Source organism: Rhizobium mongolense USDA 1844 (assembly GCF_000419765.1).
Taxonomy (GTDB): Bacteria; Pseudomonadota; Alphaproteobacteria; order Rhizobiales; family Rhizobiaceae; genus Rhizobium; species Rhizobium mongolense.
The window spans coordinates 141918-160401 of sequence record NZ_ATTQ01000012.1 but is presented as its reverse complement, the minus strand read 5'-3'; the positions used below and the strand labels follow the sequence as shown (position 1 = coordinate 160401).

The 18484-nt window shown below is 60.0% G+C and carries 20 protein-coding genes; 10 read left to right on the top strand and 10 right to left on the bottom strand.

The window, feature by feature from the left end; genetic code table 11:
• The first annotated feature begins 243 nt into the window (after positions 1-243).
• Entirely contained in the window at positions 244-1062 is an 819-nt protein-coding gene (gene cysQ / locus A3C3_RS0123085; RefSeq protein WP_022716954.1) for a 3'(2'),5'-bisphosphate nucleotidase CysQ, read from the top strand.
• Between the two features lie 158 nt (positions 1063-1220).
• Here cysQ and A3C3_RS0123080 read toward each other — a convergent pair whose 3' ends face one another.
• Entirely contained in the window at positions 1221-1967 is a 747-nt protein-coding gene (locus tag A3C3_RS0123080) for a helix-turn-helix transcriptional regulator (protein ID WP_028739927.1), read from the bottom strand.
• 254 nt (positions 1968-2221) lie between these two features.
• On the opposite strand from A3C3_RS0123080, the gene sciP reads away from it, so the two are divergent.
• The gene (gene sciP, locus A3C3_RS0123075; RefSeq protein ID WP_007533628.1) at positions 2222-2497 is read left to right on the top strand and encodes a CtrA inhibitor SciP; all 276 of its coding nucleotides are present in this window, start codon (positions 2222-2224) and stop codon (positions 2495-2497) included.
• 24 nt (positions 2498-2521) lie between these two features.
• Here the strand turns inward: sciP and A3C3_RS0123070 are convergent, their stop codons facing one another.
• Positions 2522-2989, bottom strand: a complete 468-nt coding sequence (locus tag A3C3_RS0123070) for a paraquat-inducible protein A (RefSeq protein WP_028739926.1) — start codon at positions 2987-2989, stop codon at positions 2522-2524.
• A gap of 107 nt (positions 2990-3096) precedes the next feature.
• Between A3C3_RS0123070 and A3C3_RS0123065 the strand changes: the two genes are divergently transcribed.
• Positions 3097-3375: a GNAT family N-acetyltransferase gene (locus tag A3C3_RS0123065; RefSeq protein WP_022716951.1), complete on the top strand. Its 279-nt coding sequence runs from the start codon at positions 3097-3099 to the stop codon at positions 3373-3375.
• A 98-nt stretch (positions 3376-3473) separates the two neighbouring features.
• Here the strand turns inward: A3C3_RS0123065 and A3C3_RS0123060 are convergent, their stop codons facing one another.
• Positions 3474-3824, bottom strand: coding sequence for a hypothetical protein (locus tag A3C3_RS0123060; protein ID WP_022716950.1), 351 nt, complete (start codon positions 3822-3824; stop codon positions 3474-3476).
• A 441-nt stretch (positions 3825-4265) separates the two neighbouring features.
• On the opposite strand from A3C3_RS0123060, the gene ctrA reads away from it, so the two are divergent.
• Positions 4266-4967: a response regulator transcription factor CtrA gene (gene ctrA / locus A3C3_RS0123055; RefSeq protein ID WP_003542362.1), complete on the top strand. Its 702-nt coding sequence runs from the start codon at positions 4266-4268 to the stop codon at positions 4965-4967.
• Positions 4968-5094: 127 nt separating this feature from the next.
• Here ctrA and A3C3_RS0123050 read toward each other — a convergent pair whose 3' ends face one another.
• Together A3C3_RS0123050 and chpT are read right to left on the bottom strand one after the other, a co-directional pair.
• Positions 5095-5457 (bottom strand): response regulator, encoded by a 363-nt coding sequence (locus tag A3C3_RS0123050; RefSeq protein WP_022716949.1) that lies wholly within the window; start codon positions 5455-5457, stop codon positions 5095-5097.
• A 119-nt stretch (positions 5458-5576) separates the two neighbouring features.
• Entirely contained in the window at positions 5577-6227 is a 651-nt protein-coding gene (gene chpT / locus A3C3_RS0123045) for a histidine phosphotransferase ChpT (RefSeq protein WP_028739925.1), read from the bottom strand.
• A gap of 186 nt (positions 6228-6413) precedes the next feature.
• On the opposite strand from chpT, the gene A3C3_RS0123040 reads away from it, so the two are divergent.
• Complete coding sequence (locus tag A3C3_RS0123040) at positions 6414-7010, top strand: DUF1134 domain-containing protein (protein ID WP_028739924.1); 597 nt, start codon at positions 6414-6416, stop codon at positions 7008-7010.
• Between the two features lie 121 nt (positions 7011-7131).
• Complete coding sequence (locus A3C3_RS0123035; protein ID WP_028739923.1) at positions 7132-8286, top strand: coiled-coil domain-containing protein; 1155 nt, start codon at positions 7132-7134, stop codon at positions 8284-8286.
• Between the two features lies 1 nt (position 8287).
• Here the strand turns inward: A3C3_RS0123035 and A3C3_RS0123030 are convergent, their stop codons facing one another.
• Positions 8288-9109, bottom strand: coding sequence for a TrmH family RNA methyltransferase (locus A3C3_RS0123030; RefSeq protein WP_022716945.1), 822 nt, complete (start codon positions 9107-9109; stop codon positions 8288-8290).
• 5 nt (positions 9110-9114) lie between these two features.
• Positions 9115-9498 (bottom strand): hypothetical protein, encoded by a 384-nt coding sequence (locus tag A3C3_RS0123025; RefSeq protein WP_022716944.1) that lies wholly within the window; start codon positions 9496-9498, stop codon positions 9115-9117.
• A gap of 37 nt (positions 9499-9535) precedes the next feature.
• On the opposite strand from A3C3_RS0123025, the gene A3C3_RS0123020 reads away from it, so the two are divergent.
• From A3C3_RS0123020 to A3C3_RS0123010, 3 genes are all read left to right on the top strand, one after another.
• Complete coding sequence (locus tag A3C3_RS0123020) at positions 9536-10561, top strand: RluA family pseudouridine synthase (protein ID WP_022716943.1); 1026 nt, start codon at positions 9536-9538, stop codon at positions 10559-10561.
• A 173-nt stretch (positions 10562-10734) separates the two neighbouring features.
• On the top strand, positions 10735-11643 hold the full coding sequence (gene rpoH, locus A3C3_RS0123015) for an RNA polymerase sigma factor RpoH (protein ID WP_022716942.1): 909 nt from the start codon (positions 10735-10737) through the stop codon (positions 11641-11643).
• A gap of 96 nt (positions 11644-11739) precedes the next feature.
• A complete protein-coding gene (locus tag A3C3_RS0123010) occupies positions 11740-12381 on the top strand; it encodes a glutathione S-transferase family protein (RefSeq protein ID WP_022716941.1) in 642 nt (213 codons plus the stop codon).
• A gap of 45 nt (positions 12382-12426) precedes the next feature.
• Here the strand turns inward: A3C3_RS0123010 and A3C3_RS0123005 are convergent, their stop codons facing one another.
• On the bottom strand, positions 12427-14835 hold the full coding sequence (locus A3C3_RS0123005; protein ID WP_022716940.1) for a membrane protein: 2409 nt from the start codon (positions 14833-14835) through the stop codon (positions 12427-12429).
• A gap of 62 nt (positions 14836-14897) precedes the next feature.
• On the bottom strand, positions 14898-16196 hold the full coding sequence (locus tag A3C3_RS0123000; RefSeq protein ID WP_022716939.1) for an adenylosuccinate synthase: 1299 nt from the start codon (positions 16194-16196) through the stop codon (positions 14898-14900).
• A 196-nt stretch (positions 16197-16392) separates the two neighbouring features.
• Between A3C3_RS0123000 and A3C3_RS0122995 the strand changes: the two genes are divergently transcribed.
• Entirely contained in the window at positions 16393-17310 is a 918-nt protein-coding gene (locus A3C3_RS0122995; RefSeq protein ID WP_022716938.1) for a DMT family transporter, read from the top strand.
• Positions 17311-17312: 2 nt separating this feature from the next.
• Here A3C3_RS0122995 and A3C3_RS0122990 read toward each other — a convergent pair whose 3' ends face one another.
• Complete coding sequence (locus tag A3C3_RS0122990) at positions 17313-18158, bottom strand: GNAT family N-acetyltransferase (protein ID WP_022716937.1); 846 nt, start codon at positions 18156-18158, stop codon at positions 17313-17315.
• Between the last annotated feature and the right edge of the window lie 326 nt (positions 18159-18484).

Here is an 18484-nt window from a genome sequence, read left to right as displayed (position 1 = left end):
TCACAGCGGAGGCATGCAGTCGAATCAATTATGATGTGGTGCTAATGGACCCTGCGCTAACATACGTTGTGGAGAATTCCGATTGTCCTGATGAAGAACCATTTGCCCCTCGTATGGCCCGTTGCCATCGCGGAGGCCAGCAATCTATTTTCTCAAATGACAGCTGCCCCGCGCAAAAAGGTGGCTCGATCACCATATATCTCTTTATATTGCTTCCGGATGCTGACATCCGTTGAGGGGAACATGTTAGCGATATTCGAAAAGGCGGCGCTTGAGGCGGGTAGAACGATCATCGCGATCTTCGAAGAAGGGTGCGCTGTCGCGACGAAAGCAGATTCAAGTCCCGTGACCCGCGCGGACGAAGAAGCGGAGCGGATCATCCTGGCCCATCTTGCGCGCAGCTATCCGGATATTCCGGTGATTGCCGAAGAATCGGTGGCGGCCGGTCACGTGCCGGATATCGAGGGAAAGGCTTTTTTCCTTGTCGACCCGCTCGACGGCACGCGCGAATTCGTCGACAGACGGCGCGAATTCACGGTCAACATTGCCTATGTGGAGCATGGCGTGCCGCTTGCGGGCATCGTCTATGCACCGGCACTCGGTATTGCTTTTGCAGGCAAGGCAGGACACGCGGAAAAGCTCCTCGTCGGCGCCGATTTTACGGTGACGGAACGCATTGCAATCACGGTCCGCGCACCCCCTGCCAAGCGCCACGCTCTTGCAAGCCGCAGCCACAAAAGTCCCGCGACCGACAGCTTTCTCATCGAGCAGGCGATCTCGCAATGCACCAATATCGGCTCTTCGCTGAAATTCTGCCTGCTTGCAGAGGGAAAGGCCGACGTCTATCCGCGCTTCGGCCGGACGATGGAATGGGACACGGCGGCGGGCGACGCGGTCCTGCGCGCTGCGGGCGGCACGACCGTTACCATGGACGGATTACCGCTGACCTACGGCAAAACCGGCGGCAAGGCGGATTTCGACTTCGCCAATCCCGACTTCATCTCCTGGGGCGGCAAGGAAACGGCTTTGCAGATGCGCATGGCTTCGGGCGAAAACCCTTAAAAATCAAAAGAGAAGTGGCGTGCAGCTCAGCGAACACCGGCATTCGGCCTCGCGCAGCTTGCGAGCGGCGACTGGCTTTCGATCATTCATACCGGCACCGCCCAATACGAACCCGGCGCCGGTAAGATCGAGGTTAGCGCCATTCTGCTTTGAGCGGCTTACAGCAGCCTGTAGCGGAAGGCGCGGGCGACGGCTTGCATACGGTTTACCGAATCGAGCTTGCGCATCGCGCCCTTGAGATAGCCGGCCACCGTATGCGACGAGAGGTCGAGGATGATTGCAATCTCGTCGCTACTCTTGCCCGCCGCCGACCAGCGCAAGCATTCGATCTCGCGGCGGGTAAGATTTTCCAATGGCCCGCCGTCTGTGCGGTTCTCGCTACTGAATCGGTCGAGCGCTTCCATCGCGGCATAGAGAAGGCTCATCTCCTCCTCGCGCGAAAGCGCAGAACGGCTGCCGGAGAAGGCGAATATGTATTGCTTCAGGTCAGCGTCGTGCAGCGAAAAGCCGATCGTGTTCTGCAGTCCATGCATCTGGAACAGCGCATTGAGCCGGCGATTCTCCTGATTAGCGGCACCACCGGCGAATGGGCTGGCATCGCAGAAAACCGGTATGATCGTTCGCTTCAGTGCGCCTACCAGCCGGCTGCAATAGAACAGATCGACCTCGTCGTAGAGATTGGTAAGGTTCTGCGGCCAGTTGCTGATAACGCGATTTTCGAGAAAAGTCGTGCTGTCGGCGCGCGGAAAGGCCACGAGAAGGTAATAGTCGAAGCCTGCGGCTTTCGTCATGTCCTCCAGCCGGCGCTTCAGTTCGGCGTTCAGCTCGCCGGTGCGAACGGCGGTGGAAAGCGGAAAAGCGTTACCCTCTGCGCAGTTTCGGACTGCGCGCTCACGTCTTGTCATCGACTTGTCCTCAGCTGCGGGCCGTCGGTTCGGATCTCGCAGAGGAAGCGCAACGGCGCCGGGCAACAGCAAGACTGCAACGATGCCCCGCGTCGTAGCGACGTAAGGCATAAATTGACGCTACGGTGGGCGGCCCGCCGTGGCGGGCAGTGAGGCAGCTAAAGTTGTTATCAAAGTCTTACTGTGCGCTTAGGCAATTTTTAAATGTGACAAGCTAGAGTGCCCGCGTGGTCTTGAGTTGTGTAGAGAGTCCAATGACCGAAATGATACGTCCCCGAGTAAAATATGTCATCGGCCCCGATGGCAGCCCGCTGACGATTGCGGATCTTCCGCCGCCGAATACCCGGCGCTGGGTTATCCGTCGCAAGGCTGAGGTTGTCGCCGCGGTACGCGGTGGCCTGTTGAGCTTGGAAGAAGCCTGCGAGCGTTACACGCTCACCGTCGAAGAATTCCTGTCCTGGCAGTCGTCGATCAACAGTCACGGCCTTGCCGGCCTGCGCACGACGCGTATCCAGCAATACCGTCACTGAACCATCTGCCTCAGGCAAAGACATTTATTTCGGGCCGGACGCATTTCCCTGAAGGGAGTGAAGAAGGCCCGAAATTATTGTTGACGCTGCGTAGCACCAGAGTCCGGGTTGGGTAAAAGCATCCGCCAGGCCCGTGGTCTTCGCCGCCGCAACCACGATCGCCACCAGTAATACGTCCATCATCGACCACTTGGACAGATACGGTACGGCGTGACGATAAAACCAGCTGCCGGTCCCGCCGCCGGCAGCCGTCGCCTCGGCGGCAATGCCGATGATCTTCAGGATCGGCAATACGATTGACACGATCCCGACGATCAGCGCGAGCGGGATGTCCCCTCCGCTCCAGAGCAAAGCAACGATCTCCACCAGCGACGGCGTTTCGTCGAAGAAGTAGAGTTTCTCGAATCGGATCAGAGGCAGTACCAGCCCAAGCGCCAGGAAAAATGGTGCCGCAGCAAGCAGTACCGGCCGGATTCCCACCAGTCTTCTCATCGAATACCCCTTGTTTGAACACTGTGTCGTCACCTGCACCGGCTTGGCATGGCATGGCCGCCATGTCACGGTCTGCCTGAACAACATCGGCTTTCGGAGAAAATACAATGGATATTCGCAACGAAGACAGTGCCTCGGGCGGGCGGTATGTGGCCAAGGTCGACGGCCACGAAGCCGAGATGAGCTATTCCCGCACGTCGCCGAAGCTCGTCATCATCGATCACACCGGCGTGCCGGATGCCCTGCGCGGCAAAGGCGTCGGCCAGGCGCTTGCGCTTCACGCCGTCGAAGAGGCGAGAAAGGGCGGCTGGAAGATCTTTCCGCTCTGCCCGTTCTTCAAGGCGCAATCACAGCGCCACGAGGAATGGCGCGACGTCGTGAATTAGCAACACCAAAAGCCATGTATGACGGACTTACGGCCCGTCATACATGGCTTCTTCAGGCGATCCCCGGGACGCCGCAGCCGGCGTCCGCTGCCAATCGATCAGGCGCGGGCCCGAATGGCGCTATCCCGCTCTTCGAGCGCGCTAGCGCGGGCATATTCCGCCTGCATCTCCTCAAGCGCCTGCTCCAGTGACTCTTCCTGCATCTTCAATTCCTTGATGGAGACCTGAAGATTGTCGGCGCGCTGGCGTGCCGCCTTTGCGAAGGTCGGGTAGGCGAAGTGATTCGGGTCGGAAATGCCGGACTTCTTCTCTTCGATGACGATCTGACTTTCCAGATCCTTCGTCATACGATCGAATTCCGACATCATCATCTGCAATTGCTGCAGCTGACGTCGTTTTTCGTTCACCTGAAACTCCTTCAGGCGAACTAGGCTCTCACGCGACTTCATACGCATTACTCCAGTGATGCGAGATCCCGGCTCTACAAAAATTGCCCTTGCGCACCGGTTTGAAACGGTCCGCCAAAAAAATTTCCATCGGTATTAACAAAAACCTACCGCTGGTAACCTTTCGTTTACGGGCATCGTTAATGATAGTGCCGATGATTTAAGGGTCGGTAAACATCACTACGCGATTTCCGGATCCTGTTCATTGGTGAGTCGAATGAATCGCTTACCGGCCATTCTTAATGTAAAAGTTAAGGAATCGGCGTTGCGGATTCTCATTGGAAAACAGCGAAATGGAGAAATTGCTTAATAAATTCGTTACCTCTTGCCAGAGTGAATCAGAATTTGTTAACCATTTCGTGGCAGCTTCCAAATCACGCAGTGAAGTATTCGGTATCGCGTAGGGGGCCAGACCACCTTTCGGCGGCGGTAAAGGGGATAATAATGCGGGTACTACTTATCGAAGACGACAGCGCGACAGCGCAGAGCATCGAACTGATGCTGAAATCCGAAAGCTTCAACGTCTACACCACCGATCTCGGTGAAGAAGGCGTCGATCTCGGCAAACTGTATGATTACGACATCATCCTTCTCGATCTGAACCTTCCAGACATGTCCGGATATGAAGTGCTGCGCACTCTCCGCCTGTCCAAGGTCAAGACACCAATCCTGATCCTCTCCGGTATGGCAGGCATTGAAGACAAGGTCCGCGGCCTTGGCTTCGGCGCTGACGACTACATGACCAAGCCGTTCCACAAGGACGAATTGGTCGCTCGCATCCACGCGATCGTCCGCCGTTCCAAGGGCCACGCCCAGTCGGTCATCATGACCGGAGAGTTGATCGTGAACCTTGACGCCAAGACCGTTGAAGTCGGCGGCCAGCGTGTTCACCTGACGGGCAAGGAATACCAGATGCTGGAGCTGCTTTCGCTCCGCAAGGGCACGACGCTGACCAAGGAAATGTTCCTCAACCACCTTTACGGCGGTATGGACGAGCCGGAACTGAAGATCATCGACGTCTTCATCTGCAAGCTGCGCAAGAAGCTCGCAAATGCTGCCGGCGGCGCAAACTACATCGAAACCGTCTGGGGCCGCGGCTACGTTCTGCGCGAGCCGGATGGCGCCGAATACGCCGAAACCGCCTGAGACACCGAATTTCCCCTTTCGATTATGAGATATCCCGCCTTTCCGGCGGGGTTTTTCGTTTCGATGCATGGCCTCGAAAAAAACAAAGCCGCCCGGAGGCGGCTCAGGCCTTGACGAATATAAGAAATCAGGCGGCGATGGCGCGGTTGCCGAAGACGGCCGTCAGGATTTTGCGGTCGAAGGGTTTCAGCAGGAAGTCGGTGGCCCCTGCCCGCTTGCCCATCATCAGCTTCTTGAGATCGGCCTCGATGACGCAGTAGTAGATCTTGACGTCCTTGCCGCCTTCCATCGCCCGGATGGCCGAAATCAGCTCGAGCGCGCCGTCCATGCCGGAATCGACGATCATATATTCCGGGAGCTCGGCCTGGCAGCGTGAAAGCGCTTCGCTTGCATTGGACGCCTCACTGACAAGGAAATCGAGTTCGGAAAGGATACGCTTTCCGACTTTGCGCACGACATCCGAACTATCAGTGATCATGAACCGCTGCATGCCTGCTCCTTCGCTCCACTTTTAATCCAGTGGCGCTTCCTCAGTCCTTGAGACTAGGTCCATTAGGCTAAGGAAGTGTTACCTGGGACGTGCCAGGCTGCAGCAATGCAACCATGACGCTAGACAATAACCGACTCCGCGGTGAAGATAATTTCTTCGCCCGTCGCGCTGTGGCCGAGCTCCATGCCGCACTCTTCGGCAAGCAGGACCGTGTAGTAAGGTTGGATCGAATGCGCATCGATCGCCTCTTCGACTTGGCCGGATGTGATTTCCACGAACTTCGCCGGCAGGCGCATCAGCTTGCCCTTGGCGACGATCTTGAACTTCGCGTCGAACTCCGGATTCTCAAGCGTCACTTCCAGCGAGCCGCCGCGCGGGATCGAGGAATAGGCAACCAGGAAGAGATTGAGCAGCAGCTTGACCCGGTTTTTAGCGACGATGGCGCGCGGCCCGTTCCAGGTCACCTCGGTCTTCTTTTCGGCAGCTGCGAAATCCTTGGCTGCGCGCTCTGCCTCACCGGTATCGATCGAAGCGCCGACCGAACCGGAGGCGCCAAATGCGAGACGTGCAAATTTCAGGCGAACCGAGGCATTGAGCGCACTCGTGCGGATGAGGTCCATGGCGTCCGAATCGGCGCCGCCTTCGTCCAGCAGCTCGAGACCGTTGTTGATCGCGCCGACGGGCGAGATGACGTCGTGGCAAACACGGCTGCAAAGTAGCGCGGCCAGATCCGGGCCGGTCAACGTAAGATTGGGGTTCTTGGACATCATCGTCTCCTAAAGGCGGCAAAATTTCATCCCGCCTATCATGCCTGATCAAAATTGCACGAAGTTTGCGCCGTACTCGTCGCCATAATGACACCATATTTGGTAAACCGATTGTTAAGACGATCCGCGCAAAATGCATCCACTGCCGGAAACGGCTCATCGAACCGACCATGATGAACGGATGACACCATGCGCCTTCAATCCCCCGGAAGATTTATGGGCTTTTGCCGACTCTTCGTCGCGCTGACCATTGCAGCATTTGTGCTCTCCCCGCAGCAGGCGGCAGCACAGCAGGCCAACAGCAATCAGTACACCATGCAGGAGATCGTCGACGCTGGCCATTCCTTTTTCGGATCGACCAGCGGGGGTCTGGCAAAGGTAGTTGAAGCAGCCTTTCAAAAATACGGTCTGCCCAACGGTTACGTTTTGGGACAGGAAGGGTCCGGCGCCTTCATCGCCGGCCTGACCTACGGAGAAGGCCAGCTCAACACCAAGAACGCCGGCGCACATTCGCTCTACTGGCAGGGACCGTCCCTCGGCATCGACTACGGCGGCCAGGGCACGCGCGTCATGATGCTGGTCTATGACCTGCCTTCGATCGACAGCATTTATGCCCGCTTCGGCGGCGTCAGCGGCCAGGCCTTCGTCATTGCCGGCTTTGGCATGACGCTGCTCAAGAACAACAATGTTCTGGTGGTTCCGATCCGCACCGGCGTCGGCGCCCGCCTCGGCATCAACGTGGGCTATCTGAAAATCACGCCCGGTCCGACCTGGAACCCCTTCTAAGCCCACGATCCGGCGGCGGGATTCTTGCCCGCCGTCACCTATCCGCCACTTGCCCTAGGCGCAGCGCGTGCTTTAATCAGTGGCGCTGACGCAAATCAAACCTCAAAGCAGTGGCCGCGCCGTGATCGAATATGCTCTTCTGTTCGGACTGGGTTTCCTGACGGCGGCGTTCCTCGTCTTCCTGATCTCTCCTGCAATCCATCGCCGCATCGTCTGGTATACGGAAAACCGCATGAAGGCGACAATGCCCCTGACCCCGCAGGAGGTACGGGCGCAGAAGGACATGGTGCGGGCGCTCTACGCTGCGGAGAATGCCAGAACGGCACAGGACCTGATACGCGAGCGCGAAAAATCCCTGTCCCTGCAGCTTCGCCATGATTCCCTTGCGCTCGATGCCGGCCGCTTGTCGTCCGAACTCGGCGCATTGCAGGCGCAGATCGGCGATCTGAACGTCGAGGCCGCCGAAATGCGCTCCCGGCTGCGCAAGGACGAAAACTATATCAGCCAGTTGAAGACGAGCCTGCACATTGCCGAACAGGCGACTTCTGCAAAGGAAAGCGAGATCGAGACGCTGCGCACGCGGCTCAACAAGCTGGCCGAGCAGGCGGACAACCTCAAAATCGACATGGCGGCGCGCGAAACTGAGATGGAAAGTCTAAAATCCCGTGCTAACGCGCTGCGCGACGAACGCGACACGTTGCGCCAGGACGTCAATCTTCTGCAGAACCGGGCCAAGGATGCCGAGCAGAAGCTGACGCAGCAGGAGCATTTGGTGATCCGCCTGGAAGACAAATCCGCGCGTGAGACAGCTTCCGCTGCCGACAAGGAAACGCTCCTCGGCCGCCGCCAGCAGGAAATCGCCAAGCTCAAGGAGCAATTGAAGTCACTCAATGCCGGCCTGCGCAAGGCAAACCGCGCGCTACGCGATGCGGGTCTGGCAACGGTCGAAACCAAAGGGGAGGAACTGATGCAGGAAGAATCTCCAGCTTCCGAACTTGATTCAGCAGCGGTTGCCGCCCGCCTTGCCGAAGAAGTTCGCGCGCGCAGTGCAGCCGTTTCCGATCGCATTTCCAAGGCGAAGGCGACGACGGGCAACGACAGCGCCATGCGCGAAGAGATCGCCTCGATCGCGGCCGGCATGGTGGCACTGACGGCGCTTAACGAAGGCCCCTCCTCGCCGATCCGCGACCTTCTGCCGGAGGATGCGGGTAACGAAGAGGGCGAACGCGTGAGCCTCGCCCAGCGCGCCGCAACGATCCTGTCGCAACCGGGCTGATTCAGAGACGACCGGCCGCAGATGCCATCGCGAACAAAGCGATGCCGGTCGCCGTCGCAACATTGAGACTGTCGAGTTGGGCAGATTGCGGAATGCGCGCACTCCTAAAGCGCGCCAGGACTGCTTCCGGCAGCCCATCTCCCTCGGTACCGACCACCAGAGCCATGCGGTCCGAAGGCGCTATCGCACGGATGTCAGTCTTGCCGCGCGGCGATAGCGTCCAGATATCGAAACCGCGTTCTGCTAGTGCGACGAGGATATCGAGAGCACTGCTGCTCCGCTGATAGGGAACGCTCAGCACGGAACCCACCGAGACACGCATCGCCTTGCGGTAAAGCGGGTCGCAGGACGTCTCGTCGAGGAAGATGGCGTCCGCGTTGAAGGCGGCCGCATTGCGGAACATCGAACCGGCGTTGTCGTGATTGGAAATGCCGCAGCCAACGAGCACCAGCGCGCGCCCCGGCAGACTGTCGAGCAGGTTCTCGCTGCCCGCGATGCGTCGACCGAGCGCCAGCACGCCACGATGCAGATGGAAGCCGACGATACCGTCGAGAACATCCGCCTCAGCGACATAGACTGGGACATCGTCCGGCACACGCGCAAGAATGTCTGCGACGCCTTCGGCGCGGTTTCGCAGCAACAGGATTTTCTCGGCCTCGAAGCCGCGTCTCGTCGCGTGGGCTTCGGCCAGCATGCGCAGCACGACGGTGCCTTCGGCAATGAAGCGGTCCTGCCTGCCCGTCAGGTCGCGTTCGCGGATCGCGCGGAATTCCGCAATGCGCGGATCGTCGGCGCTTTCGATCGTGATCAGCGCGGCAGCCATCGGCCTCAGTTGCCGGCGACGGTGATGTCGGCGACGAGCCGACCCGCCTCGATGTCGAAGACCAGCGCCTTGCGCTTGCCGTCGACTGATTGGCCGAAGAACAGGATCTGGCTTCCGGAGAGCGACGTGGACTGCACGGCGAACCCGAGTGGCAGGGAAACCGTGGATCTGACCGGCGAATCCGAAGGAACGCCGGAGCCCAAGACAGCTGCCGTTTCTGCCGGTTCGGCCTTCATCGTCTTGTAGACAACGGCGCCGAAGACCGCCATAAGGCTCACGAACATGATGGCGCCGGAGACGATCTGCAGGCGGACCATCTTGCGCCGGACATTTTCCATTGCCGGATCAAGGGGCTGTTCTTCCTGGTCGTCCAGCTCGATTTTCGTCATCGTGGTGTCCTATGAAATACTTCGGAGAAGAAGCGTCTTGAGCGACCCCTTTAAACAAGCATCCGGCATTAGGAAAGTCCTGACTGCCGATGAGAATGCCGAAGGCCGCCTCGACGCGTGGCTGACGGCTCAGCTCGGCGAGGAATTTTCCCGCAGCCGCGTCAAGGTACTGATCAAGGATGGCCAGTTGCTGGTGAACGGCGCCGTCGTCCTCGATCCGCAAAAGAAGGTGCGCTCCGGCGACAATTACGAACTCCTGTTGCCCGAGCCGGAAGACCCGACGCCGAAGGGCGAAGATATCCCGCTCGACATCCTTTACGAGGACGACGACCTCATCGTCATCTCGAAACCGGCCGGCATGGTCGTCCATCCCGCTGCCGGAAACTGGACGGGAACGCTTGTCAATGCGCTGATCCACCACTGCGGCGACAGCCTCTCAGGTATTGGCGGCGTCCGGCGGCCAGGCATCGTGCATCGGCTCGACAAGGATACGACCGGCGTCATGGTCGTCGCCAAGAACGATATTGCACATCGCCACCTGTCGCTACAGTTTGCAGATCACGGCCGCACCATGCCGCTAGAGCGCGCCTATCAGGCGATCGTCTGGGGCCGGCCGCGCTCGCTCTCAGGCACGATCGATGTGCCGCTCGGCCGTTCCACCGGCGACCGCACGCGCCGCTCCGTCAAGCGTCCTGACAGCCAGGACGCCGACGAGGCCATCACGCATTACGCAGTGCTGGAACGCTTCCACGAGAACCCGGATGCAACAGCGCTTGCCGCCCTCGTCGAATGCCATCTGGAGACCGGCCGCACCCATCAGATTCGCGTCCATATGGCCCATATCGGCCATCCGCTGCTTGGCGATACGGTCTATGGCGCGCATTTCAGGACCAAGGCCAATCTACTGCCCGATGAAGCACGTAAAGTCGTCAACAGCTTTGGCCGTCAGGCGCTCCATGCCTATATGCTGCAGTTCGAGCATCCCCGCACGGGTAAACTCATGCACTTTGAAGTGTCGCTCCCCGTGGATATGGTGGAACTCGCAGAAGCGCTTCGCCGTTAAGGGGTATAACGTCTTCGTGAAGGCTTTTGATGGGCTTGAACCGCTGTTCCGCCATACTTATCTGTATCTTGACTTAGTGCGGGCTTGGATTTGAGCCGCACGTCCCGGTTCGCCAGTTCCGACGCGGGGACGCGTTCCATCGGGAACCGGAATCTACATAGGAGGGTGCAATCATGGCCCGCAATACCTTGCCGTCCATTACCGCCGGCGAAGCCGGTCTCAATCGTTATCTCGACGAAATCCGCAAGTTTCCGATGCTGGAGCCGCAGCAGGAATATATGCTGGCAAAGCGTTATTCCGAGCACGGTGACCGCGAAGCTGCGCATAAACTCGTCACCAGCCACCTGCGTCTCGTCGCCAAGATCGCGATGGGCTACCGCGGCTACGGCCTGCCGATCGGCGAAGTCGTGTCCGAAGGCAATGTCGGCCTCATGCAAGCCGTCAAGAAGTTTGATCCGGAACGCGGGTTCCGTCTCGCCACCTACGCGATGTGGTGGATCAAGGCCTCGATCCAGGAATACATCCTGCGCTCGTGGTCGCTGGTGAAGATGGGCACGACCGCCAACCAGAAGCGCCTGTTCTTCAACCTGCGCCGCCTCAAGGGCCGGATCCAGGCAATCGACGAAGGCGACCTGAAGCCGGAGCATGTCGCGGAGATCGCCACGAAGCTGAACGTCTCCGAGGAGGAAGTCGTTTCGATGAACCGCCGCCTTTCCGGCGACGCTTCGCTGAACGCGCCGATCAAGGCCTCCGAAGGCGACAGCGGTCAGTGGCAGGATTGGCTCGTGGACGACCACGACAGCCAGGAGGACGTGCTGATCGAGCAGGACGAGCTCGAAACGCGCCGCCGCATGCTCTCGAAGGCGATGGGCGTGCTGAACGACCGCGAACGCCGCATCTTCGAAGCACGCCGCCTTGCCGACGATCCGATCACGCTGGAAGATCTGTCGACCGAGTTCGACATCAGCCGCGAACGGGTGCGCCAGATCGAAGTCCGCGCCTTCGAAAAGGTGCAGGACGCGGTACGCAAGGAAGCGCTGGAAAGGGCAAACGCCGTCCGCGTCGTCGAAGCCACGGCATAACGGGTTCGCGCCTCGATATGAGATCGAAAAGCCGCCTGCTGCAGATTGCGACAGGCGGCTTTTCTTCATTTTAAGTTTGCAAGAGGCACATCCGGTATGAGGCAAAAGCCGAAACTGTTCGGCGCAGATTACAGCGTTTATGTGCGGGCCGCGCGGCTCACCTTGCATGAAAAGGGCGTTGATTACGATCTGGTGCCCGTCGATGTCTTTGCAGTGGCGGGCCCGCCGTCATCCTATCTCGCCCGGCAGCCTTTCGGCCGAATCCCAGCCTTGGAGCATGACGGCTTCAATCTTTATGAGACTGGAGCGATAACCCGCTACATTGATGCGGCATTCAACGGTCCAAGCCTGCAACCGGCAACTCCAAAGCAGTGCGCCCGGATGAACCAGATCATCAGCATCGCGGATGGATACATCTACTCCAACCTCGTCTGGGGAATGTATGTGGAACTGGTGTCGAAGCCGCTGCGCGGAGAGCCAAGCGATGAGGCGCGAGTGGCCATCGCTCGATCCAAAGCGCCTGTTTGCCTAGAGGCTCTTTCGGATTTGATGGATGACGAGCCTTGGCTCGCGGGAGAGGCGCTGACATTGGCGGATCTGCATGTCGCACCAATGATGGATTATTTCCTGACGGTTCCCGAGGGGCGGGAGCTGCTTGAGCAGTACACCGGCCTCAGCGCCTGGTGGCAACGCATCGCCGAGCGTCCAAGCATGCAATACACGAAGCCAACGACATGAGCCCGGCAGCGGGTTGTCCCGCTGCCACTTTTCCAGGCCAGCGCGTTACTGGCTCGTGCTCACGTCGCCGAGCGCCGTCCATTGTTTGATCGCCGTATTGAAGGCTGCTATGCCGGTCGGACCCTTCTGCATCGTGATCAGCGCGCGGCGGCCGTTGCGATAGGTGATCGGAATATCGATCCACTCACGCGTCGAAAGCAGATCGAGGTTCGCCTTGCGGGCATCCGGATAATCGTTCAGCGCGATCATGTGGAAGTCATCGGTGATTTTGGCAGGAACTGCGATCAGCGGGTCGCCGCGATCCTGCTCCGTGCGCTTCATCGAAATGCGTTGGACGCTATCGATGCTGCCGCCTTCGAAATTCGGCGGCAGCGAGAAGACGATCTCGACAAGATGGCTCGCCGGAAGCGACGGATCGGAGTTGCGCTTGAAGGTCACGAGAGCCGAAAGATTGCGCTCCGGCACCGTCACATTGGCCTGCACCGTCGATTCTTGCTTGCCGCCCTGGCCGGCTTCATGCTGGACGCTCCAGGCGACGCCCCCCTGGATGGCCGTTGGCGAGCTCTGGCCGATCCGTTCCTCATAGAGGAACATCTTCTCGCTCGCACCGGCCGGCACCTGTTGCGGGGCAGCGGCCGGGCCGTTCGGCGGCAGCGTCTCGGCGGACGCGGCACCTGCCTGTGCGGGCGGAGCCGGCGCGGTGGATGCGACATTCTGCTCGGCGACCGACTTGCCTTCGGCCGTCGGCGTACCGGGCATGGCAGCCGGGCCGCTGTCGACTTCCGAACCGTCTGCCATGAGGCGCTGGTTGAACTTGTTGTTGACCGAAGAGCCGTCATCGAGCGCGGCAACCTGCCGGTCAGTTTCGGCAGGCTTGGCCGCTTCGGTGTTGTTTGTCGAAGGGGTTGCCGGCGTCTGGTTCTGCGTAGCAGCGGGCTCGCTCTCGGCCGTCTTGGACGGAGCGGCGCTCACCAGATTGTCAACCATCGCGATCAGCTGGGCACGGTTCGTCCAGGCGGCATAGGCACCGCCGCCCAGCACTGCCAGCACGCCGACAACGGCAATGATCGTACCGATACCGAAGCGGCGGCGCTTCGGTTCCATGCGGAAATTCTTGTTCTGCAGTTTGGCGGCAACGATCTGGTCGATATCGGCAGCCGGCGCGGTATCGTCGTCTTCCGCAACGACGCCGCGTCGACCGTAGCCCCGAAGGGCCTTGGCTTCCTGCCACTCTTCGCCTGGTACGTCGGCAGCAGGCGCCGCAGGCTTGCCGTGGATCTCGGCGAACAGGTCCGAATCGTCGAAGTGCGCTGCGACAGGGGCCTTCTTGTTGTTGGTGCCTGCCTCAATCGGCGGCAGATCGTCAAAGGCGGCGGCTTCCCAGGAAAAGCCCTCGTTCGCGGCCGGCATCTTCGCGGGCGGCGGGTTTTGAAGACCACCAATGGCTTCCTCGAAGGCGCGCGCGTGGTCGTTGGCCGACTCTGCTTGAGGAACGCTTTCTGAGAAGTTCCTGACCTCCTCGGTGGCCCATGCAACCTCTGCGTCTTTCGGCGGCTCGGCCGGGGTTTCGGCAGCCGGTTCGGCCCAGACGGGATCGAAATGTGCAACCGTTTCGGCCTGCAGCGGCTCCTCGCGGCTGTGCTCGACGAACTCTTCCGGCTTCTCGAAAGAGCCGAACGGCTCAACGAGCCGGTTCGAGGGATTGTATTCTCCGGCCGGACGAAGGAATTCCGGTTCGACAGCCGGTTCGGCCTGGACGGCAGGCGCCTCCTCGAGATACTCCTCCGGCGGGACTGCGTATTCCTCGACCGGCACTTCATCGCGATGCGCCGCAGCCCATTCCTCGGGAGGTGCTGCTTCCGCCTCAGCCGCAGCAGTAACTTCCTCGACCGGGCGGTCCCATCGTTCTTCTTCTTGTTGTTCCGGCACCGGCCCTTCCGTGGCTCCTACCGACGCAGGCTCCTCATGAGGTTCCTCGTAGGGGGCCGCCTCTTCCTGCAGTTCAGGCTGCGGCTCTTCGTGACGGTACTGCGCTGGTTCATCCGCATCGGCGAGATGCTCTTCTGCGACCGGATCTACGGCAACCGGTTCTGCGGCAAGCGGTTCGTCAGCAACCGGTTCTTCGGCAACCGGTTCTTCAGCGGGCCCCGGCGCGGCAGCATACTCTGCTGGCGGCTCGGAAACAGGTTCTTCATGGACAGGCGCTACTGCGGCAGCAATCGCTGCCCCATCTTCCGGCAGTGCCTCGGAGTGCTCGGCCTCCACCTCGCGGATAGCAGCATCGAGCTTATCGAGCTGACGCTGCAGCATCGCTTCCGGCGGGCGCGGCTTCATGTTTTCGAGCTGCCGCTGCACCGCGCCGCGGGCACGCTCGTAAACCTTCGCCCGCATCTCGGGGGTGTTTTCAGCCAGGCCGTCAACCGCCCGCCGGATAACTGCAATAAAATCAGCCATTAGCTACTTTTCTCGAGAGGCCCGATTCTCGACCGGGCCAGATGCCTTAATGACCCGCGACATTAATCCTCAAACGGATCAGTCACAAGTATGGTGTCATCGCGTTCAGGGCTTGTGGACAGAAGCGCGACAGGCGCACCGATTAGCTCCTCGACCTGGCGGACATATTTGATCGCCTGCGCAGGCAGATCGGCCCAGCTGCGGGCGCCGACGGTCGACTCTTTCCAGCCTTCCAGCGCGATGTAGACCGGCTCCACGCGAGCCTGCGCGGCCTGGCTTGCCGGCAGATGGTCGATCTGCTCGCCGTCGAGCATGTAGCCGACACAGATCTTCAGCTCCTCGAGACCGTCAAGCACATCGAGCTTCGTCAGCGCAATGCCGGTGATGCCGTTGGTCGCGACCGACTGGCGTACAAGCGCCGCATCGAACCAGCCGCAACGGCGCTTGCGGCCCGTCACCGTACCGAATTCATGGCCCTTCTCACCAAGGAACTGGCCGACCGAATCGTTGAGTTCCGTCGGGAACGGACCTTCGCCGACACGCGTCGTGTAGGCCTTGGTGATGCCGAGGATATAGCCGAGCGAGCCAGGTCCCATGCCGGAGCCGGCAGCAGCCTGGCCGGCGACCGTATTCGACGAAGTCACGAAGGGATAGGTGCCATGGTCGATATCGAGCAAGCTTCCTTGCGCGCCTTCGAAAAGAATGCGCGCGCCCTTGCGGCGCTCCTTGTCGAGGAGCAGCCAGACCGTTTCGCGGAATGGAAGCACGCGATCGGCGATCGACGTCAGCTCGGTCATGATCGCCTCGTGGCTCACCTCGTCAACGCCCAGGCCGCGGCGAAGCGCGTTGTGGTGCGTGAGGATACGGTCGACCTTGCCCGGGAGCGCCTCCAGATCGGCGAGATCCATGACGCGGATCGCGCGACGGCCGACCTTGTCTTCATAGGCCGGGCCGATGCCGCGGCGCGTCGTACCGATCTTCGTGCCGCTGTTGGAGGCGGCATCTTCGCGATAGGCATCGAGCTCGCGGTGCAGCGAGAGGATCAGCGTAGCATTGTCGGCGATGCGCAGGTTGTCGGGAGAAATCTTGACGCCCTGTTTTTCCAGCTTCTCGATCTCGGCAATCAGCGCGTGCGGATCGACGACGACGCCGTTTCCGATCACCGCCATCTTGCCCGGGCGCACGACGCCGGAAGGCAACAGCGACAGCTTGTAGCTCGTGCCGTCGATGACGAGCGTATGGCCGGCATTGTGTCCGCCCTGATAGCGCACAACGATATCCGCACGTTCCGAAAGCCAATCGACAATCTTGCCCTTGCCTTCGTCACCCCATTGCGAACCGACCACGACTACGTTCGTCATCCAACTCTTCCTATTACCGGCGGATTATCCGCGCTCTGCTCAAACCCGCGCATCTATAAAGCTTTGTTTTTTGGAAAGCGACCCTGTTATCAGGGCGAAATGGGCTTTTTACGTGACAAATCAGCCAGTCCCGGGCTATTGCCGGTCCATTGGCAGCCATCCGAACTAACTTTTCGGAAGACGGAAAGAATCATCCTTGCATATCACGGCCTATATTTGTCTCGCCATTGCGACGTTGTGCTGGGGTGGAAACACTGTCGCCGGAAAGCTGGCGCTCGGCCACGTGAGCCCCATGACGCTGACTTTCCTGCGCTGGACAATTGCGACCACGCTCATCGCCGCGGTGTCGCTTCCGCAGATCAAGAAGGACTGGCCGGTCGTCCGCAAGAAGCTGCCACTGCTGCTTTTCTACGGCATGGTCGGCTATACGCTCTTCAACGCCATGCTTTACTCGGCGGTGAAATACACCACCGCCATCAACGTCGCGATCGAGCAGGCAGGCATCCCGATGCTGATCTTCCTGCTCAATCTGATTTTCTTCCGCACTGGCGTTTCGCCCGCGCAGGTCGCCGGCTTCGGCATGACGCTCGTCGGCGTGGCCTTGACCGCCTCCCATGGCGATATCGCGGCGCTGCTCAGGCTCGGACTCAACCGCGGCGACGCCCTGATGCTGGTGGCGGTCGCCGCCTATTCCATCTACACGATCTTTCTGCGCTGGAAGCCGCCGGTCGACTGGCGGACGCTCATGGCCTTTCCTGCCCTTGCGGCGGCGCTGACGTCGCTGCCACTGCTGCTTTGGGAGAATGCGGCGGGCAATGTCCAGATGCCGGACGGCAAAGGCTGGATTATCACGTTCTACACGGCGATCTTCGCCTCGCTGGTTGCGCAGATCCTCTATATCAAAGGCGTGGAGTGGATCGGCGCCAACCGGGCCGGCCTCTTCATCAATCTCGTTCCGGTTTTCGGCACGCTTTTATCCGTGCTGCTGCTTGGCGAAGCATTGCAGCTCTTCCATATCGTCTCGCTGGTTTTGACGCTGGGCGGCATTGCGATCGCTGAGAAGGGACGTCCAAAGCTTTCGGCTTCGACCGCCCCCGCCTCGCCTATGGACTAAGATCAGCCGAGTTCCAGCGTCGTGACGCCGTAGACGTTCCTCAGCGGAATAGCAGGTGCCGTGCCGCGATACATGCGCGCCGTCTGGAATACCGGTTCGAGCCCCATGCTTTCGGCAAGTGCGATCGCTTCCCTGTTTTCGGCGGGGACATCGATGAACACCGGCTCGCCGCCAGCCTCCGGCAGCAATTCGGCAAGCAGCGCGGCTGCGGTATCGGTATCGGCGGCAAAAAGCGGCCCGATCTTGTAGCCTTCGTAACAGCGGCGGATCGTGGCGTAGCCGCGGATCTTGCCGCTCTTGCGCACGATCGCCGTCTTGCGCCCGCGCCGCCGCTTGCACCATGCGGCAACGAATGCGTTGCGTGGCTCGGTGAAAATCGCGGCATCGTAACGGAACAGCCCGTCCAGCTTGTCCGACACCGGATGCGCTAAGAGCGAGGACTGCGGCAACGCCGCCGCAATGCCGCCATACCGGATCGTAGTATAGGCAGGTTCGAAGCCTGCCTTGCGGTAATTCTCCTGCTGAGCGACGACGCCGTCGAGACCGATCGTGCGGTCTGCCGCAGACGCCATGCCGGCATTCCAGAGCGCCTTGCCGTAGCCTTTGCCACGGAAATCCGGATGGACGATGTAGAGGCCAAGAAACGCCAAGTGTTCGCCGTATTTGACCACCGAGATGGAACCGACCGGAACTTCACCAACCGCACCGATGAAAAAGCCGGACGGGTCGGCTTCCTGGAAGGCGAGCGAATCGTCGAGTCCTGGATTCCACCCCTCCTGCCTTGCCCATTCGAGCACAAGCTCCAACTCACCCGGTCGCATCGCGCGAACCGCAAATTCCGAACTCATGCAACCTTCCCAAGCAAACCCTGCCTCAAGTTTGCAGGGCAGATAAAGCGTTAAAGTCTGAACCGCGGCATCGCTGCCGGGCGCGAAGAAACATGCTCATTGCGGAAACGACCTGCATCGATCGTCATAAGGCACGACACGAAAATCTTCGCATCACAATTATCATGAAGCAACGCCGTTGAAATCTCAAGAGAATTACTTCGCAGAAGCAGCAAAGCGTAAATGACAGCACCGCTTTGCTGGTACTGCAAATTGGTTCGCGTGGCCGCTTCCGGCCCTCCTAGCGCACACCAAGTGAATTCTTTGCTAATTTAGCCCGTCCGGCG

Bases quoted from the DNA above. Each gene is read 5' to 3' on its own strand.
- cysQ (WP_022716954.1), top strand. From the start codon at position 244: ATGTTAGCGATATTCGAAAAGGCGGCGCTTGAGGCGGGTAGAACGATC.
- A3C3_RS0123080 (WP_028739927.1), bottom strand. From the start codon at position 1,967: ATGACAAGACGTGAGCGCGCAGTCCGAAACTGCGCAGAGGGTAACGCT.
- sciP (WP_007533628.1), top strand. From the start codon at position 2,222: ATGACCGAAATGATACGTCCCCGAGTAAAATATGTCATCGGCCCCGAT.
- A3C3_RS0123070 (WP_028739926.1), bottom strand. From the start codon at position 2,989: ATGAGAAGACTGGTGGGAATCCGGCCGGTACTGCTTGCTGCGGCACCA.
- A3C3_RS0123065 (WP_022716951.1), top strand. From the start codon at position 3,097: ATGGATATTCGCAACGAAGACAGTGCCTCGGGCGGGCGGTATGTGGCC.
- A3C3_RS0123060 (WP_022716950.1), bottom strand. From the start codon at position 3,824: ATGAAGTCGCGTGAGAGCCTAGTTCGCCTGAAGGAGTTTCAGGTGAAC.
- ctrA (WP_003542362.1), top strand. From the start codon at position 4,266: ATGCGGGTACTACTTATCGAAGACGACAGCGCGACAGCGCAGAGCATC.
- A3C3_RS0123050 (WP_022716949.1), bottom strand. From the start codon at position 5,457: ATGCAGCGGTTCATGATCACTGATAGTTCGGATGTCGTGCGCAAAGTC.
- chpT (WP_028739925.1), bottom strand. From the start codon at position 6,227: ATGATGTCCAAGAACCCCAATCTTACGTTGACCGGCCCGGATCTGGCC.
- A3C3_RS0123040 (WP_028739924.1), top strand. From the start codon at position 6,414: ATGCGCCTTCAATCCCCCGGAAGATTTATGGGCTTTTGCCGACTCTTC.
- A3C3_RS0123030 (WP_022716945.1), bottom strand. From the start codon at position 9,109: ATGGCTGCCGCGCTGATCACGATCGAAAGCGCCGACGATCCGCGCATT.
- A3C3_RS0123025 (WP_022716944.1), bottom strand. From the start codon at position 9,498: ATGACGAAAATCGAGCTGGACGACCAGGAAGAACAGCCCCTTGATCCG.
- rpoH (WP_022716942.1), top strand. From the start codon at position 10,735: ATGGCCCGCAATACCTTGCCGTCCATTACCGCCGGCGAAGCCGGTCTC.
- A3C3_RS0123010 (WP_022716941.1), top strand. From the start codon at position 11,740: ATGAGGCAAAAGCCGAAACTGTTCGGCGCAGATTACAGCGTTTATGTG.
- A3C3_RS0123005 (WP_022716940.1), bottom strand. From the start codon at position 14,835: ATGGCTGATTTTATTGCAGTTATCCGGCGGGCGGTTGACGGCCTGGCT.
- A3C3_RS0123000 (WP_022716939.1), bottom strand. From the start codon at position 16,196: ATGACGAACGTAGTCGTGGTCGGTTCGCAATGGGGTGACGAAGGCAAG.
- A3C3_RS0122990 (WP_022716937.1), bottom strand. From the start codon at position 18,158: ATGAGTTCGGAATTTGCGGTTCGCGCGATGCGACCGGGTGAGTTGGAG.